A 19,083-nucleotide genomic window follows, 5' to 3' on the forward strand; every position below is an offset into this window, starting at 1 on the left:
TTTAACACTTTTTATTTTTTATAATTTTTCTTGTACGCCAAATGCTATTTAAAGCTTGAATTATAGCTTTAATTGATGCTTCAATGAAGTCTGAAGATAATCCTGCTCCATGGAATTGACGATTTTTATATGCAATGATGACGTTAACTTGCCCTAATATATTATGATCACATTCTTTAGAGTTAAGTGTATATTTTTTTAAATTTATAGGTAATTTTGTGATGTTGATTAGTGTTTCATAAATTGCGTTTATTGGACCATTTCCAACAGTGGAATGAGAACATATGTGTTTTTGTTTTCCGCAATATAATTCAATAAGAGCTTTAGATATGCCAGAAGAATTAGTATAAATATTGAAGGATTGTATTTTAAAATAATCTATTGGTTCATTAAAATTATCTATAAAAGCTAATGCTTCTAAATCGTAATCAAACACTCTTCCTTTTTTATCAGCTAATTGTAAAAAAATATTATATAATTTATCCATATTATAATCTTTGTCTTGGTAGCCCATTTTTTTCATATGGTATTTTACAGCTGCTCTTCCAGATCTAGGTGTTAAATTTAATTGTATTTTTTTTAATCCAATACTTTCTGGGGTCATTATTTCATAATTTTTTCTATTTTTTAGAATTCCATCTTGATGAATACCAGAAGAATGAGAAAATGCATTAGATCCTACTATTGCTTTATTTGATGGAATAGGTATGTTACATAGTTGACTGACTGTTTTGCTAGTATTATAAATTTCTTTATGGTGAATATTAGTATATGAATTTAGTAGATCTTCGCGTATTTTAATGGCCATGATTATTTCTTCTAAGGCAGCGTTTCCTGCTCGTTCTCCAATTCCATTAATGGTACCTTCGACTTGTCTAGCTCCGGCTTGTATAGCAGCAATAGAGTTTCCAACTGCCATTCCTAAATCGTTGTGGCAATGAACAGAGATGATAGCTTTATCTATGATGGGTATTTTAGTGTATAATGCAGTAATAATTTCACCAAACTGGTATGGAGTAGAATATCCAACGGTGTCTGGAATATTGATTGTTTTGGCTCCAGCTTGGATGGCGATTTCAACTATTCGACATAAATTATCTATTGAGGTACGTCCTGCATCTTCGCAGGAAAATTCAATATCATCAGTGTATTTTCTTGCATATTGTATCGCGTGTACAGTCATTTCTATAATTTGATTGAAATTTTTTTTTAGTTTAGATCTAATATGTATATTAGATGTTGGTAAAAATATATGAATTCTAAAATTTTGTGCAATTTTTAAAGCTTCAGCTGCTATATCAATATCTTTATCTATACATCTTGCTAGACCACATACTATACAATTTTTTATCTGTTGTGCTATTGTGCGTACTGATTTAAAATCTCCTGGAGAAGATATTGGAAATCCTACTTCTATTATATCTACTCCTAATTTTTCTAAAGCAAAAGCAATTTGTAATTTTTCATTAACTTGTAAGCTAGTTTGCAAAGATTGTTCTCCATCTCTTAAAGTGGTGTCAAAAATAATTACTTGCTGCTTCATAGAATTAAAAGATTTTTTTAAATAAAAATGTTGAGAAACAGATCATATACTGTATATGAATAGAATTCAATTTTAATATAAAAGGTTTTGTTAATATTTATGTAACAATAAATTGTTACACTGCATTTAATTTAATCTAATTAAATATGTTTTGTCAACTATAATGATGCGAAATATTATTATATATTTTGCTTCAAAATAAAAATTAATTTTTTTAGAAATCTAAAAATATAGTATACTATAAAATATGTTTTATAAAAGAAAGTATCAGAGATTATTAAATAATAGAATGTGTATTTTATCTCTGTGTAGATATAAGATAAATTTATTTTGTATGCATCATAAAAGCGTATTATTACATGAAGCTATAGAAGCTTTAAATATTGATCCTTCTGGGATATATATAGATGGAACATTTGGGTCAGGAGGACATTCTAGATTAATTTTATCTAAGTTAACAAAATTTGGTCGATTAATAGCGTTTGATAAAGATCATTTGTCTGTGGAAATTGGGAAAACAATTTTTAATCAAGATTCTAGGTTTTCTATTGTGCATATGTCTTTTTCTAAAGCGATGAACTATGTTCATAATGTGAAGCTTTTAGGTTCTATTAATGGCATTTTATTAGATTTAGGGATATGTGAAAATCAATTATTTGATGCTAATCGAGGTTTTTCATTCATTAAGGATGGTCCATTAGATATGCGGATGGATATTACTACAGGACAAACAGCAGCGCAATGGATAGCTATGTCATCTCAAGAACATATTACATGGGTTTTGAAGAATTTAGGGGAAGAAAGATTTTGCAAGAAGATTGCAAAATCTATTTTATTTCATAGAAGAATTCGACCCATTGTAAGGACACATGAGTTATCAAAAATTGTTAGTGATATTATAGTTCCGAGTCGAATTAAAAAAAATAGTTGGAATAAGCATCCTGCAACTCGAAGTTTTTTAGCGATTCGTATGCATATTAATAAAGAATTAGAAGCAATAGCAAAGGTATTAAAGGATATGTATAATTTATTGTCTAATAAAGGTAGATTAGTGATTATTAGTTTTAACTCTTTAGAAGATCGACTAGTAAAACATTTTATTTATAAACATAGCCGTATTTTTCCAGAACTTCCTAAATTAGCTTTAACTGAATCTCAAATAATTAATATTTTTTCAAGTAGTTGTCAATTTAAAAATATAGGTAAAATTATACCTACTAAGCAAGAGATTAAAGAAAATATACGAGCTCGTTCTGCAATTTTACGCTGTGCTGAAAAGATAGATAAGACTTATATAAATAGATATGATTTATCGAAAACAATTTAGTTTGATTAAAATTATTTATACAGATTTGTATATTTATGGGAAAGTAAAGTTGGTTTTGTTATTATTTATTATAATATCTTCTATTTTAGTTATTTTGATCACTCATCAGACTAGGTGTATACTGATAGATCGTGAGAGGTTATTGTTGGAGAAACATACGTTAGATACAGAATGGAATAATTTAATATTAAGAAAAACACAATTGTCTAATCATGTTCGTATTGAACATATTGCTATCAATAAATTACAGATGCGCTATAGAGATCCAATGTTAGATAATAAAATATATGAATAACAATTATATGTGTATTATAAGTATAAATAAAATACTATACATATTATATAATAATAAAAATATTGGTTATTAGTTATAATATTTAGATATAAATCTTATGATTTTTTTTAAGAATAGACGTTTATATATAGCATATAGTGGTGTTTTTTTTATGTTTTTTATTTTAAGTGCAAGATTAATTTATTTGCAGATTATATCTTCAGATCATTTGATCAATGAAAGTAATAAACGTGTATTAAGAATAAAAAGTGTTTCCGAATCTCGAGGAATGATTACTGATAGGATGGGGCGAGTATTAGCAGTTAATGTGCCGACTACATCGATTTGGGTTGATCCTAAAGTAGTTCATAAATGTAGTGAGATGAATTTTGATATTGTTAAGTGGAGTGCGTTATCTAGTATTTTAGGTTTGTCTTTAAAAAAATTATTATGTTTTATAAATCAACATAATTTAGATCGTTTTTTATATTTAGCACGTCGGATAGATTCCGCTATAGCAGAACATATAAGTCAATTAAAATTGCCAGGAGTATATATACAGCAAGAATCGAAACGATATTACCCTGCAGGGTCTGCAGCAGCTCATCTTGTTGGAGTAACCAATGTAGATAATCAAGGGATTGAAGGGGTAGAAAAAAGTTTTAATGGCTGGTTGGCTGGTTCTCCTAAAACTAGATTGGTTTATCAGGATCGGTTAGGTAGAGTGGTTGAAGATATTAATTTATTGAATGAGGGCCAACTTTCTAAAAGTATTGAATTAAGTATCGATGAACGTTTACAATATGTAGCATATCATGAATTAAATAATGCTGTTAATATACATAAAGCAAAGTCTGGTAGCGTAGTTTTAATAGATATTAATACTGGAGAGATTTTAGCTATAGCAAATAGTCCATCATATAATCCTAATAATTTTTCATCCATAAAACAGTCCATGATGAGAAATAGAGCAATTACTGATGTTTTTGAACCAGGGTCGACGGTTAAACCTATTGTGATAATGACAGCATTACAACATGATATTATAAAAAAAGATAGTATAATTAATACGTTACCTTATATGATTAATGGACATCGAATAAAAGATGTATCTTTTAATAATCAATTAACTATTAGTGAAATTTTAAAAAAGTCTAGTAATGTTGGTGTTTCTAAATTGGCATTGGCTATGCCAGTATCTATTTTGTTAAATTCATATTTAAATTTTGGTATGGGACAATCAACAAATGTTGGATTGATAGGAGAAAATAAAGGTAAATTATATTCGTCTAATCGATATGATTCAGACATAGAACGTGCGGCTCTTTCATATGGATATGGATTAATGATTACTCCGTTACAATTAGCTAGGATGTATGCTATTATTGGAGGATTAAGTTTATCTCGTCAGATTTCTATCATAAAGCTTGATAAATCCAAATCCATTCCTTTAATATCTCCATCATCAAATCAAATATTTTCAAAATCATTGATGCGCACTGTTATCAATATGATGGAAGTTACTACTACGTCTCATAGTGGTTGTCATCAAGCAGCGATAGAAGGATATCGAGTTGCAGTTAAGACGGGTACTATTAAAAAAGTTGGATCTCAAGGAAAATATATTAATAAATATATAGCATGCACTGCAGGAATAGCCCCGGTTAGTAATCCAAGGTTTGCATTAGTCGTGGTGATTGATGATCCAAAAAATGGATTTTATTATGGAGGGATGGTATCTGCGCCAGTGTTTAAATCTATTATGAGCAGTACTTTAAAAATAATGAATGTGGATCCAGACTGTTTCAATAATATATGATAATATTTTAAGATGAGTGATGTAAGTAATTGTTATTATATATTTCCTATTAATAAATTACGCGAACTTGTTATACCATGGGTTTTTAATGAGCTCATTTCTTCTGCATTGGTTATAACAGCATTACAATTAGATAGTAGAAATGTTACTGTAGGTAATTTGTTTATAGCAATAAAAGGACATAAAACTGATGGAAGATTATACATTAAACATGCTATTAAAAACGGAGCAGTTGCTGTTTTATTAGAATCTACTAATAATGATAATTTTTTAGCACAGAATATTGTTAATAATGTTAGTTCGTGTGTACCTATCATTAATTTTTATAAGTTAAATCAGGCTGTTTCTAGTATAGCGGGTCGGTTTTATGGACATCCATCACGGAATTTAAATTTAATCGGAGTGACAGGAACTAATGGAAAGACCACGATTAGTCATTTGTTAGCTAATTGGGTAGAGTTATTAGGGGAGAAAAGTGCTGTTATGGGTACTATAGGGTATGGCATGATAGGTAGTATGTGTGTATCTAATTGCACTACATTTTCTGCAATTGATACACAAAGAATATTGAATCAATTTATACAAAGTGGAATTAAATTTGTTGCGATGGAGGTATCGTCTCATGGATTGGATCAATATCGTGTAGATGCATTGTATTTTGATGTAGCAATATTTTCAAATTTAACATCTGATCATTTAGATTATCATGGTGATATTAATAAATATATAATGGCTAAATGGAGGTTATTTAGTGAATTGTGTGTAACTAATTATGTAATTAATGTTGATGATTATATTGGGTATGAATGGTTATCTTATTTACCTAATTCAGTAGCAGTAACAATTCAAGATAATTTGCCAAAATTTTGGAAAGGTGAATGGATAAAATTAGTTAAAGCAAATTATTTTGTTTATGGAACTGATGTATTTTTTCATTCGAGTTGGGGAAATGGGATTATTCGTAGTCAATTATTAGGAGAGTGTAATGTTAGTAATTTATTATTAGCTTTAGGAGCTTTATTGGTATTAGGATATCCTTTAATGGTATTGTTGAGTATAGCTGATCAATTAAAACCTATATGCGGACGATTAGAAAAGTTTAAATCATTTAATAAACCTACAATTATAGTGGATTATGCGCATACTCCAGATGCTTTGGAAAAAATTTTAAGATTTTTAGGTGCACAATTATGTAAAAAAGGAAAATTGTGGTGTGTTTTTGGTTGTGGGGGAAATAGAGATAAGTTAAAACGTTCTAGGATGGGTATTGTGGCAGAACGTTATTCTGATTATGTAGTAATAACCGATGATAATCCACGTACTGAAAATTCTCAATCGATTATAGATGATATTATCTTAAAAATAAAACATTCTGAAAAAATTACAATTATCAAAAATCGTGTTCAAGCAATAGAGACTGCTATTTGTCAAGCTGATTCAAATGATTTTATATTAATTGCTGGGAAAGGACATGAAAGTTATCAAATTGTAGGTAATGATTACCTAAAATATTCTGATCAGGATATAGTTAGAAATATTTTGGAAAACTTTATTACATGATACAAACATAGTTATGGTTCCATTTAGGCTTCATGAAATAGCATGTTTTATAAACGCCAAATGTGTTGGTTCGGATGTTATGATCAATACTATTAGTATTCATTCTGATTTAATTGAAGAGCAATGTATATTTATTGCGTTAATAGGTAATCGTTATGATGGGCATGATTTTGTGGAACAAGCAGTTATGGCTGGAGCTAAAGCATTATTGGTAAATCGTTATGTATCTTTAGATATACCTCAATTAATAGTTTGTGATACGCGTGATGCGTTGTTAAAAATAGCTGGATGGATACGTCGTCAAGTATCTTCAAAAATTATTGCTATTACTGGGTCAAGTGGAAAAACTTCAGTTAAGGAAATGACTGCGTCTATATTAAAAGAATGTGGAACAGTAATAGCAACTCAAAAAAATTATAATAATTTTATAGGGGTTTCTATAACATTATTGAAATTGACTTATGGAATTGATTTTGCAGTTGTGGAATTAGGATCTAATAAGTTAGGAGAATTAAAGAAATTAGGAGAAATTGTTGGTGCTGATGTAGCTTTAGTTAATAATATTTTTTCATCTCATTTATCAGGTTTTGGTTCGTTAACTACGATAAAAAAAGAGAAAGAGAAAATTTTTTATGGAATGTCAATTGATAACGCTCAAGCTGTTATAAATTTAGATAGTTATTCTTTTGTACAGGGAAATTCAATATTATTGAATTTTAAAAAAAAATGGAGTTTTTCTTTATACAAAAAAGGTATAGGAGTGAATTTTTTTGCAAGTAATGTTATTTTATATGAGCATGGAATTCGTTTTACTTTGCATAGTCCGAATGGATCGGCCCCCATTTTTATGCCAATATTGGGCATACATAATATATCTAATATTTTAGCTGCTAGTGCTCTTTCTTTTGCAGTAGGAGCTAGTTTGTCTAATATTGTACATGGATTACAAAAGATGAATGCCTTACCTGGTAGGCTATTTCCGTTTATTTTAAATCGAGGTAAATTATGCTTAATAGATGATACTTATAATGCAAATATTGGATCAATGATTGCAGCGATTAATGTTCTGAGTTTTATGCCTGGTTATCGCATATTGGTAGTGAGTGATATGTTAGAGTTAGGAGATTTAAAGATGGCTAGATATTATCATTGTTATATTGGCAGATTAATTTTGGGGAGTAATATTGATTATATAATAACTATAGGAGACTTAAGTCATTTTATATTAAAAATTTTTAAAAAAGGAAAACATTTTCAAAGAAAAACTGCATTGATTTTTTATATAAATAAAATTTTGTCTCAAAATCGATTAATTAGTATTTTAATAAAAGGAGCTAGAAAGTTTAAAATGGAACAAGTAGTAGATGCTGTGAGAAAAACTCACGATGTTGTTATTAGATAAGTTAATGGGGTTATATAAAATGCTGTGCTTATTTATGTCCAATCATCATGTTATAGATACTGTGTTTTTTAAAAGTTTTGCTAGTTTTTTTTCTGCTTTAGTTGTTGCATTAGGAATAGGATCTGTAGTTATTATTTGGTTGCGTCATTTATGTGTATTTCAAACCATACGTGTTGAATGTCCTGACACCCATCGATTAAAGCGCGATACTCCTACAATGGGAGGAATAATAATGTTAATATCGTCAATTGTTTCGATATTAATGTGGGCTGATTTATCTAATTTATACGTATGGTATGTGTTGTTCATATTTATAGTATATGGTTTATTAGGTTGGATTGATGATTTTTTAAAAATAAAACGAAAAAATGCTTTAGGCATGAGGGGGTTAAACAAATATTTTTGGCAAACATTAAGTGCTTTTTTATTGAGCATAGTCATATTTATGATGAGGATAGATTGTATAAATACTGATTTAGAAGGATGGTATTATTTAAAGGATATAGTATCTAAATTAGATATTTGGGGGGTTTTATTATCATATTTTGTGATCGTAGGTACGAGCAATTCTACTAATTTGTCTGATGGATTAGATGGGTTGGCGATTGTTCTTATAATACTCATAACAACTGGATTAATTGTAATTGCTTGGATTAGTAGCAATGTATATTTTTCTAATTATTTGCAAATATTATATATTGATCGTGTTCAAGAATTAATAATTATATGTGCTGCTATTATAGGAACAGGGCTTGGGTTTTTATGGTTTAATAGTTATCCAGCACAGATATTTATGGGAGATACAGGTTCTTTATCATTTGGAGGAGCAATTGGAGTAATAACTGTGTTATTACAACAAGAATATTTATTATTAGTAATAGGAGGTATATTTGTAATGGAATCATTATCTGTAATTTTACAGGTAAGTTATTTCAAGATTTTTAAAAAGAGAATATTTAAAATGACTCCTATTCATCATCATTTTGAGTTACAAGGGTGTCCAGAGCCAAAATTAGTTGTGAGGTTTTGGATTATATCATTGGTTTTGTTATTACTTGGCTTAACTATTGTGATATTTAAAATAATATAGTTATGAATACAACAAAGTATAAAAAAGCACAAGTTGTAATTATTGGATTAGGAATAACTGGGTTGTCTTGTTTAAATTTTTTTTTGATACGAGGTATTATCCCTAAAGTTATAGATACTCGATTACGTCCTCCTGCAATAAATCAGTTGCCTAGTTTTATTGAATTTTGTTTTGGAAGATTGTGTGATGAATGGATATTACATGCTGATTTAATAGTGGTTAGTCCTGGGGTTCGATTAGATGATCCAGTATTAATAGAGGCTAGGAGAATGGGAATAGAGATTATTGGAGATATTGAGCTATTTGTTCGAGAAATAACTGTGCCAATAATTGCCATTACCGGGTCTAATGGGAAAAGTACAGTGACTCAATTAGTAGGTAATATGGCTAGATATGCTGGGTGGAAAGTTGGGATTGTTGGTAATATTGGCATTCCTGCTCTTACTTTATTAAATAACAATTACCAATTGTATATATTAGAAATATCAAGTTTTCAATTAGACGTAACGTATAGTTTATGTGCTGCAGCTGCTACTATTTTAAATGTTAGTGAAGATCATATGGATCGTTATGCAGCTGGAATTGTAGACTACAGTAGTTCTAAAAACCGAATTTATAATAACGCTATTACTTGTGTAATAAATTTTTTGGATCCTTTAACATATCCTGTATCTTGTAATTATGGGCGTCTTGTGAGTTTTGGAGTTGATTCAAATTCTGCAGATTATAGAATAGAGTATTGTAAAGGGAAAGCCTGGATAGTAATATATGGTGAATACATATTAGATTGTTTTGAATTGCATATAAATTGTCATATTAATTATTACGCTAATATTTTATCTGCTTTAGCGTTATCAGATAGTGTTAATATTCCTCGTATGGCATCTTTACAGTCTTTAAGATATTTTTCTGGGTTATCACATCGTTTTCAATTAATTTATACAAATCGTAATGTGAAATGGATTAATGATTCTAAGGCTACTAATGTTGCTGCTACAAAGATAGCTATTAATGCTGCTTTGTCAATATTGGCTAGTGGTGATTTACATTTGTTATTAGGAGGAGATGGAAAATTAGCTAATTTTTTTGAGTTAACAGCTTTAATTACAAAATATGAAATACATTTATATTGTTTTGGAAAAGATGGTTTTTTTTTAACGAAATCTGGTTCTAAAAATATTTTTTTGACCAATGATATAATTGATGCAATGAATATCATTTGTCGCCGAGTGAGAAGAAAAGATATAGTTTTGTTGTCTCCTGCATGTTCTAGTTTAGATCAATTTTTATCATTTAAATATAGGGGGGAGCTATTTACTTATTTATCTAGAAGATTAGGATGATATATATCAGATATATATTTGTTGATAAAAATAATATTTTTAAAATTTAGTAAATAAATAAGATATAGTTTTACCATGATATTATTATATGATCGAATGTTGTTTGGATTATTATTAGGATTAATTTGTATTGGTTTTATTATAACTAGTTCTGGATCTATCCCAGTAGGTATTAATATAGCCGGTGATCCTTATTTTTTTATAAAACGGGCAATTATTTACTATATTATTACATTTTTAATATCTTTAATAGTGTTAAACATACCTATAGTTGTTTGGAAAAATTGTAGTTTTATAATGTTATTATGTAGTTTTTGTATGTTAGTAGTAGTATTAATTTTTAATAATACTATTAATGGAGCTTCAAGGTGGGTCATATGGGGATCTTTATGCGCTCAACCTTCAGAATTATCAAAATTATTTTTTATTTTTTATTTTGCTAATTATTTAGAACGCAAGTTGATAGAAGTTCGCAGTACTTTTTGGGGTGTATGTAAACCTATTATAATAGTGTTTTTATTATCATTGTTATTATTAAGACAACCAGATTTTGGTAGTATTATAATTTTATTTATTATTACTTTATATATATTATTCTTGTTTGGAGCAAAGTTGAATCAACTTGCATTGATATTTATATTAAGTATTTTTTTTATTATATTATCTGTTGCATTGAAACCTTATCGTATACAACGAATGTTATCTTTTTGGGATCCTTGGAAGGATCCATTTGGTAATGGATATCAATTAACTCAATCATTAATGGCTTTTGGTCGTGGTGGATATTTTGGACGTGGATTAGGTAATTCTATACAAAAATTGGAATATCTTCCTGAATCGCATACTGATTTTGTTTTTTCTATTTTAGCAGAGGAGTTAGGATTAGTTGGATCAATTTTAGTTTTGATGATATTATTTGGAGTTGTATTCCGAGCTATGATTATTGGTACTCATGCATTATATTATAATCAAAAATTTTCCAGCGTTTTAGCGTATTCCATTGGAATTTGGTTAGGAATACAAACATTTATAAATGTAGGAGTAGTTAGTGGAATTTTACCTATAAAAGGATTAACATTACCGTTTATTAGTTATGGAGGATCTAGTTTTTTAATTACAACAATAATAGGCATGTTATTAATTCGGATAGATTTTGAGATTCGTTTAATTAAACATCAGGCTTTCTTTGAAAAATAGACAAGGGTGGGATGATAAATGCGTGTAAAAAAAAAATAAAGACGATATTGATAATAGCAGGTGGAAGTGGAGGGCATGTGTTCCCAGGGTTATCGGTAGCGCGATATTTAATGAATCATGGATATAAGGTAGTTTGGTTAGGATCTAAAGAGAATATTGAATCTCAATTAGTGCCGAGGCATGGGATAGATATTAAATTTATTTATATGAAAGGATGGCGTGGAAAAAACATATATAAGAAGTTGGTTACATTGTTATTTTTAATGTTTTTATCAATATACCAGGCATTAAAAATTATAAAGTACTGGAAGCCTGATATAGCTTTAAGTATGGGTGGGTATGTTGCTGGCCCTAGTAGTTTGGCTGTTGTTTTATGTAGAATTCCATTAATTATACATGAGCAAAATAGAGTTATAGGATTAACTAATCGATATTTATCTTTTTTTGCTGCAAAAATATTTCAAGGTTTTCCTGATGTTATTGCTAATGCTATTACGTTAGGCAATCCATTACGACATACGATTTTATCTATTCCTAAACCAATTAATCGATGGAAATATCGTACTGGTCCAATTCGGGTTTTGGTAATGGGCGGTAGCAATGGAGCTTATATTTTTAATAAGGTTGTACCAAAAATTTTTGAACAATTATTTAGTAAGTTAATTATATGGCATCAATCTGGAGAAAAAGATTTTGAACGTGTACTCAAGGCATATCGAAAGACAAAACAAAAAATTAATTATAAAATAACGCCATTCATTGATGATATAGCACAAGCGTATTCATGGGCTGATGTTGTAATATCTCGATCTGGAGCATTGACAGTAAGTGAAATAATTTATGTTGGTTTACCTGCGATATTTGTACCATTTCCTTATCATAAAGATAAACAGCAATATTGGAATGCTTTACCTTTGATGAAACTAGGGTCAGCGATAATTGTTGAACAAGAGAAGTTTACTAGTGATTATATTAGTCGAGTTTTAGAATCTTGGAATCGAAAAACATTACTAGTTATGGCAAAGCGAGCTAGATCTTTAATTACACCTAATGCAACAAAATTAGTTGCTCAAACAATAATACAATATTTAAAAGAAAAAAAATATTAGTAACGCTATTTATTTATATGCAATCATTCCAATTGACAAATGATATTTTACCAGTAATTAATCGTTATTATATTAAACAAATCCATTTCATTGGGATAGGCGGAGCTGGGATGAGTGGTATTGCAATTATATTAGCGCATCAAGGATATAATGTGACTGGTTCTGATATAGAAGAAAGTGATATAACTCAATATTTATTAAACTTGGGAGTAAAAATATTTTTTGGTCATTGTAGTGAGAATGTAAATAATGCAGATCTTGTAGTTATATCTAGTGCTATTAATTTAAATAATATCGAATTTCAAGCAGCGAAACGTTTAAAAATTCCTATTATGAGACGAGCAGAGGTTTTATTTGAATTAATGAGATATAAATATGGTATAGCTATTGCTGGAACTCATGGAAAAACTACAACTACTGCTATGTTAGCTAATATTTATGTTGAAGCAGGATTAGATCCAACTTTCATAAATGGAGCAATAATAAGATCAGAGGGAGTTCAATCCCGGTTTGGGTGCAGTTGTTATTTTATAATAGAAGCAGATGAAAGCGATAAATCATTTTTATGGTTGTATCCTACAGTAGAAATAATTACTAATATTGATTTTGATCATATGAGTGCATATCAAAATAATTACGAATTTCTTAAAAAGGCATTTGTTGAATTTCTAAATCATTTACCAGTATATGGTTATGCTGTGATATGTATTGATGATCCAGCGATTCGAAGTGTTTTGTCTAATGTTAATAGGAAAATTATTACTTACGGATTTAGTAAAGATGCAGATTTATGTATTTTGAATTATCATCAATACAGGGAGAAAAGTAAGTTTACTGTTTTAATAAAAAATAAAAAAAAATTAGAAATAATTTTAAATATTCCTGGTTATCATAATGTGTTAAATGCTACAGCTTCTATAGGTGTATCTATTGAAGAAGGAATACCTGATTTAGTTATTTTAAGAGCCATGTTAAATTTTCAAGGAACAAATCGTCGTTTTGAAAATTTAGGATTTTATTCTTTAAAACAGATAAATGGGCGAGTTGGAAAAGTTATGATAGTAGATGATTATGGACATCATCCTACTGAATTACATGCAACTATAGCAACTGTTCGGTCTGGATGGCCTGATAAGAGGTTAATTATGGTATTTCAACCACATCGATTTACCCGGACATGTGAATTATATGATAGTTTTATTCATGTGCTTTCTACTGTAGATGTTCTTTTGATATTAAATGTTTATCCTGCTGGAGAAAAACCTATTTTAAATATAAACAGTCAAACTTTATGTGATGCAATTAATAAATATGGTAAAATTAAACCGGTGTTTGTATCTAATGAATATATTTTATTAAAAATTTTATTAGGGTTACTTGATAATGGAGATTTGCTCTTGATTCAAGGAGCAGGTACTATAGGAAATAAAATGCGCGCTTTGTTTTTAAAAAATCAAAAATCTTGATTATTTCAAGATAATAGTACTCATATATAGTAAGCATTGTTGCTATATATCTGTTGATATAGTATGTCTTAATAAAACAATTTAAATCAGTACAATATTTTAGATTACATTAATATAATGTTAGCTAAATTTGGGATAGGATTAAGATATTATCTTAATCGTCGACTAATAATAGGATGGATTTTTTTCTTTGTTTTGATATTAAGCATTTTTTGGATTATATCCAGAGTGGCTTTGATTTGGATTCATGATTATTGTTGTGATCCTATATCTTATGTTATAGTGACTGGGAATCGTTATTTTACTACTAATAATGATATTAATCATTTAATTGTACAATTAGATAAAATAGGATCATTTATAACACAAGATGTAAATGTGATTCAAAGACAAATCAAAAAATTACCGTGGATTAAGCAAATTAGTGTAAGAAAGCAATGGCCAGATACATTAAAAATTCATATAGTAGAGTATATACCTGTAGGATATTGGAATAATGAGTTAATTATTAGCACAACAGGTATAATGTTTAAAGCACCGAAACACCGCATTAAAAATGGGCATAATAATGATGAGATTAAGTATTTACCATTTTTATATGGACCAGATGGCAGCGAGCAGGATGTTTTAAATAATTATTTAATATTTCAGGCAATACTGCAGTCTCATAAATTTCGGATAATGTCTTTAAAAATGGATAAATGTTATGCATGGCAGTTGACTTTGCAAGATAATATTCAGTTGCGATTAGGAAGTACAAATCTTGTTGATCGATTACGTTATTTTATAAAAGTTTATCCTATGTTACTTCAAGCAGTTCACAAAAAAAATATATATATTGATTATGTAGATTTACGTTATTATTCTGGTTGTGCTGTAAAATGGATAGATAATGTGAGTTTACCTGTGTGTGGTAATAATAAGTAATATATAAATAAGGCTATTAAAAGAGCGATGAAATCTTTGGATAATAGAAAGCTTATAGTAGGATTAGAAATTGGAACGGCTAAAGTTGCTACATTGATAGGAGAAGTTTTACCAGATGGTATAATCAATATTATTGGTTTAGGTTGTTGTTCGTCTCAAGGCATGGATAAAGGAGGAGTAAATAATTTAGAATCAGTAGTAAAGTGTGTAGAATATTCGATTAATCAAGCAGAATTAATGGCTGGTTGTCAGATTGCCTCTGTTTATTTATCTTTATCTGGGAAACACATTAGTTGTAAAAATGAAATAGGTATGGTTCCTATTGCGGAAGAAGAAGTGACTCAATTAGATGTCGATAATGTAGTGCATATAGCTAAATCAGTAAAAATACGTGATGAACATCGCATACTACATGTTATTCCTCAGGATTATTCTATTGATTATCAAGAAGGTATAAAAAATCCAGTTGGTTTATCTGGAGTAAGAATGCAAGCAAAGGTACATTTAATTACTTGTCATAATGACATGGCTAAAAATATTGTAAAAGCAGTAGAAAAATGTGGTTTACGAGTAGATCAATTAATATTTTCCGGATTAGCGTCAAGTTTTGCAGTATTAACTCAGGATGAGCGTGAGTTAGGAGTATGTGTTGTAGATTTAGGGGGTGGCACAATGGATATTGCAATATATGTTGCTGGAGCGTTACGTCATATTAAAGTTATTCCATATGCTGGGAATGTGGTAACAAGTGATATTGCTTATGCATTTGGAACGCCATTATCTGATGCAGAGACTATTAAAGTGCGTTATGGATGTGCCTTAGAATCTTTAGTAAATAAAAATGAAAATATTGAAGTGCCAAGTGTTGGTGGCAGACCATCAAGAATTTTACAACGTCGAATGTTAGCAGAAATTATTGAGCCTAGATATATCGAATTAATGAGATTAGTAAATAAAGAAATATTACAATTACAATCACAATTAAAACAACTTAGTATTAAGCATCATCTTGCGGCAGGTATTGTGTTAACTGGAGGAGCATCGTTGATGGAGGGTGTAATAGAATGTGCTCAAAAAGTATTTAATACTCAAGTACGAGTTGCGTCTGCTGTCAATGTTAATGGAGCAATAGATGAAATAAGTGGGCCACGATATTCTACTGTTATAGGCTTATTACATTATGGAAAAGAGTCTCATTTAAATAATAATATTGATGCAGATAAAAGAGTAAAGATTAAAAATTGGTTAAAAAAAATAAATAATTGGTTAAAAAAAGAATTTTAATACTTATTAAATTTTTTAATATCAGAATAAAATATAGGTGGTTTTTTTAAAAATTAATTGAAGGACGTATGCAATGCGGAGAAAATTATGTTTGAACCAATGGAATTAACTAGTGATGCTGTAATTAAAGTAGTTGGTATTGGAGGAGGAGGTAGTAATGCGGTCGATCATATGTTAAGAGAACGTATTGAAGGTGTTGATTTTTTTGCAGTTAACACTGATGCTCAGGCTTTGAGGAAGATGACAATAGGACAAACTATCCAAATTGGTAGTTCTATAACTAAGGGACTAGGAGCAGGAGCCAATCCGGAAATTGGTCGAAATTCTGCAGAAGAAGATCGAGATGTATTGAGAGCTACTATAGAAGGAGCTGATATGGTGTTTATTGCTGCAGGTATGGGCGGAGGCACTGGAACAGGTGCAGCTCCGGTGGTAGCAGAAGTAGCAAAAGATTTGGGAATTTTAACCGTGGCTGTGGTTACTAAACCCTTCAGTTTTGAGGGGAAAAAACGAATGATGTTTGCTGAACAGGGGATTTCTGAATTATCAAAATATGTAGATTCGTTAATTACTATTCCAAATGACAAATTATTAAAAGTTTTGGGGCGTGGGATATCTTTATTAGATGCATTTGGAGCGGCTAATGATGTTTTAAAAGGAGCTGTACAGGGTATTGCAGAATTAATTACTCGACCAGGTTTAATGAATGTGGATTTTGCAGATGTACGCACAGTGATGTCTGAAATGGGATATGCTATGATGGGAGCTGGAACAGGATGTGGTGATGATAGAGCAGAGGAAGCATCGGAGTTAGCTATTTCTAGTCCATTATTGGAAGATATAGATTTGTCTGGAGCGCGAGGAGTTTTAGTAAATATTACTTCAGGACTGAATTTAAGGTTAGATGAGTTTGAAACTGTAGGTAATACGATACGATCGTTTGCATCTGATAACGCAACGGTAGTTATAGGTACTTCTTTAGATCCCGATATTAATGATGAGTTACGAGTGACAGTAGTGGCTACTGGAATTGGCATTGATAAACGGTCAGAATCGATATTATCGAATACCAATCAAGAAGAAATAAAAACAACACAACAGGATAATTGTTATCATCATAATGCTTCTATTCAAAAAACGTCTGCTTTTTTTAATGAATCTAGGTGTGCTTTGGATAATTCAGTAACTCAGGATAATACACTTTCTGATACAGAGACAGAATACTTAGATATTCCTGCTTTTTTGAGGAAATAATGATGAGATATTTCAAGTATATATAGCATGAAACTTCAATTTTTTGTTTATTGTGATTTAGATTTCGTATCATAATGGTATATAGGTAATGCTTAAACAACGTACATTAAAGAAAATCACTCGTATCGCTGGAGTGGGATTACATACTGGTCGATTGGTTACTGCGACTTTATATCCTGCATTAGCAAATACTGGGGTGATTTACCGTCGTATTGATTTAAAGCCATCTGTAGATTTTAATGTAAATATTGAATCTGTAGGTAATACTACGTTATGTACATGTTTAAGAGATGAGTATGGAATTCATCAAGTTTGTACTATTGAACATTTGAATGCTGCTTTATCAGGTTTAGGGATAGATAATATTATTGTAGAATTAGATGCTTCTGAGGTCCCAATTATGGATGGGAGCGCTAATCCATTTGTATCATTATTGATGAATGCTGGAGTACAAGAATTAAATGTTTCTAAGAAATTTTTTAAGTTAAAGCAAATTGTACGAGTTGAGGAAAAAGATAAATGGGCTGAATTAAAACCTCATGATGGATTTACATTGGATTTTACTATTGAGTATAAATATTCCATGATGGAACCTATATGTCAGCATTATTTTTTTAATTTTTCTACTCAATCGTTTATAGCAGAAATCAGCGCAGCAAGAACTTTTGGTTTTATAAATAGGGTTAAAGATTTAAAAAATCGGGGGTTTATTTTAGGGGGGGATCTGAATTCTGTTGTTGTTATAGGTAATAATAGTAAGGTCCTCAATATAGGAGGATTGCGTTTTGATAATGAATTAGTAAGACATAAAGTTCTTGATGCTATTGGGGATTTATTTGTTTGTGGATATAATATGCTTGGCTCTTTTTCTGCTTTTAAATCTGGGCATTCTTTACATAATAAATTACTTAGAACTGTTTTATCGTGTCAAGAGTCATGGGAAATTATTTCTTGTATAGAGTAGATACAAGTAAAATATTTAATTAAGATATATTTTGAATAGTTTTTTAGGATTATGTAATTAAGGTACTATTGTGGGCATATAGACTTATAGAAATAACAGAGTAATAATGCTCTCACAAAGTATATAAAATGTGTGTTAATTTATGTGTATTATGATAAATAGAGAGTAGTATGTAAATGTAAGTATATACTTGCAATTAGATTTAAAATAATAGGTTAAGTATTTTATATGTTTTATATATCAAAATGATACATAAATACAGGTAGTTATTTATGGATATTTAAAATTGTATGTTAATATTTTATTACATTGATTAACTTATGTTTATAAGAGTGAATCAAATTTTTAGGGGGGTATTAATTTTTATGTTTAATATACTTTTTGAATAAAAGTACGTAATTTATTAATATCAATTAGGGGTAAAGTTGTATCAGGAAAACAGATGAGATTTTCTATAACAAGTATAGAGTAAATTTAAGCGATAGTATTGTGTGTAATGTTATTTTAATTAAATATTAAGTTTG

Annotated in this window: 15 protein-coding genes; 14 read left to right on the top strand and 1 reads right to left on the bottom strand. The window is 29.5% G+C overall.

Translation table 11 applies throughout. The features are described 5' to 3' along the window. Nucleotide 1: 1 nt before the first annotated feature. Nucleotides 2-1,543: a 2-isopropylmalate synthase gene (leuA, locus tag BVAF_RS00655; protein WP_013516466.1), complete on the bottom strand. Its 1,542-nt coding sequence runs from the start codon at nucleotides 1,541-1,543 to the stop codon at nucleotides 2-4. A gap of 334 nt (nucleotides 1,544-1,877) precedes the next feature. Here leuA and rsmH point away from each other — a divergent pair, with 334 nt between their 5' ends. From rsmH to lpxC, 14 genes are all read left to right on the top strand, one after another. Beyond that, nucleotides 1,878-2,870: a 16S rRNA (cytosine(1402)-N(4))-methyltransferase RsmH gene (gene rsmH, locus BVAF_RS00660; RefSeq protein WP_013516467.1), complete on the top strand. Its 993-nt coding sequence runs from the start codon at nucleotides 1,878-1,880 to the stop codon at nucleotides 2,868-2,870. Continuing rightward, nucleotides 2,848-3,165 carry a cell division protein FtsL gene (ftsL, locus tag BVAF_RS00665; RefSeq protein WP_013516468.1) on the top strand — a complete coding sequence of 106 codons (318 nt, stop codon included), beginning with the start codon at nucleotides 2,848-2,850 and terminating at the stop codon, nucleotides 3,163-3,165. Before rsmH ends, ftsL begins: the two co-directional genes overlap by 23 nt. A 97-nt stretch (nucleotides 3,166-3,262) precedes the next feature. Then, on the top strand, nucleotides 3,263-4,963 hold the full coding sequence (ftsI, locus tag BVAF_RS00670; RefSeq protein ID WP_013516469.1) for a peptidoglycan glycosyltransferase FtsI: 1,701 nt from the start codon (nucleotides 3,263-3,265) through the stop codon (nucleotides 4,961-4,963). Between the two features lie 12 nt (nucleotides 4,964-4,975). Beyond that, on the top strand, nucleotides 4,976-6,523 hold the full coding sequence (murE, locus tag BVAF_RS00675) for a UDP-N-acetylmuramoyl-L-alanyl-D-glutamate--2,6-diaminopimelate ligase (RefSeq protein ID WP_013516470.1): 1,548 nt from the start codon (nucleotides 4,976-4,978) through the stop codon (nucleotides 6,521-6,523). Nucleotides 6,524-6,536: 13 nt separating this feature from the next. Then, nucleotides 6,537-7,925, top strand: coding sequence for a UDP-N-acetylmuramoyl-tripeptide--D-alanyl-D-alanine ligase (gene murF, locus BVAF_RS00680; RefSeq protein WP_013516471.1), 1,389 nt, complete (start codon nucleotides 6,537-6,539; stop codon nucleotides 7,923-7,925). A 4-nt stretch (nucleotides 7,926-7,929) separates the two neighbouring features. Continuing rightward, a complete protein-coding gene (gene mraY, locus BVAF_RS00685; RefSeq protein WP_013516472.1) occupies nucleotides 7,930-9,015 on the top strand; it encodes a phospho-N-acetylmuramoyl-pentapeptide-transferase in 1,086 nt (361 codons plus the stop codon). 2 nt (nucleotides 9,016-9,017) lie between these two features. Beyond that, nucleotides 9,018-10,358 carry a UDP-N-acetylmuramoyl-L-alanine--D-glutamate ligase gene (murD, locus tag BVAF_RS00690; RefSeq protein ID WP_013516473.1) on the top strand — a complete coding sequence of 447 codons (1,341 nt, stop codon included), beginning with the start codon at nucleotides 9,018-9,020 and terminating at the stop codon, nucleotides 10,356-10,358. A 75-nt stretch (nucleotides 10,359-10,433) separates the two neighbouring features. After that, on the top strand, nucleotides 10,434-11,555 hold the full coding sequence (gene ftsW, locus BVAF_RS00695) for a putative lipid II flippase FtsW (protein WP_013516474.1): 1,122 nt from the start codon (nucleotides 10,434-10,436) through the stop codon (nucleotides 11,553-11,555). Nucleotides 11,556-11,566: 11 nt separating this feature from the next. Further along, nucleotides 11,567-12,664 carry an undecaprenyldiphospho-muramoylpentapeptide beta-N-acetylglucosaminyltransferase gene (murG, locus tag BVAF_RS00700; protein ID WP_013516475.1) on the top strand — a complete coding sequence of 366 codons (1,098 nt, stop codon included), beginning with the start codon at nucleotides 11,567-11,569 and terminating at the stop codon, nucleotides 12,662-12,664. Between the two features lie 17 nt (nucleotides 12,665-12,681). Next, nucleotides 12,682-14,130 (top strand): UDP-N-acetylmuramate--L-alanine ligase, encoded by a 1,449-nt coding sequence (gene murC, locus BVAF_RS00705; RefSeq protein WP_013516476.1) that lies wholly within the window; start codon nucleotides 12,682-12,684, stop codon nucleotides 14,128-14,130. A 117-nt stretch (nucleotides 14,131-14,247) separates the two neighbouring features. Beyond that, nucleotides 14,248-15,057: a cell division protein FtsQ/DivIB gene (locus tag BVAF_RS00710; protein ID WP_013516477.1), complete on the top strand. Its 810-nt coding sequence runs from the start codon at nucleotides 14,248-14,250 to the stop codon at nucleotides 15,055-15,057. Between the two features lie 27 nt (nucleotides 15,058-15,084). Beyond that, on the top strand, nucleotides 15,085-16,341 hold the full coding sequence (gene ftsA / locus BVAF_RS00715; RefSeq protein WP_013516478.1) for a cell division protein FtsA: 1,257 nt from the start codon (nucleotides 15,085-15,087) through the stop codon (nucleotides 16,339-16,341). Nucleotides 16,342-16,428: 87 nt separating this feature from the next. Further along, on the top strand, nucleotides 16,429-17,595 hold the full coding sequence (ftsZ, locus tag BVAF_RS00720; protein WP_013516479.1) for a cell division protein FtsZ: 1,167 nt from the start codon (nucleotides 16,429-16,431) through the stop codon (nucleotides 17,593-17,595). A gap of 88 nt (nucleotides 17,596-17,683) precedes the next feature. Continuing rightward, entirely contained in the window at nucleotides 17,684-18,559 is an 876-nt protein-coding gene (gene lpxC / locus BVAF_RS00725) for a UDP-3-O-acyl-N-acetylglucosamine deacetylase (protein WP_013516480.1), read from the top strand. The last annotated feature ends 524 nt before the right edge of the window (nucleotides 18,560-19,083 follow it).

Origin of the sequence: Candidatus Blochmanniella vafra str. BVAF, assembly GCF_000185985.2 — a bacterium.
Taxonomy (GTDB): domain Bacteria; phylum Pseudomonadota; class Gammaproteobacteria; order Enterobacterales; family Enterobacteriaceae; genus Blochmanniella; species Blochmanniella vafra.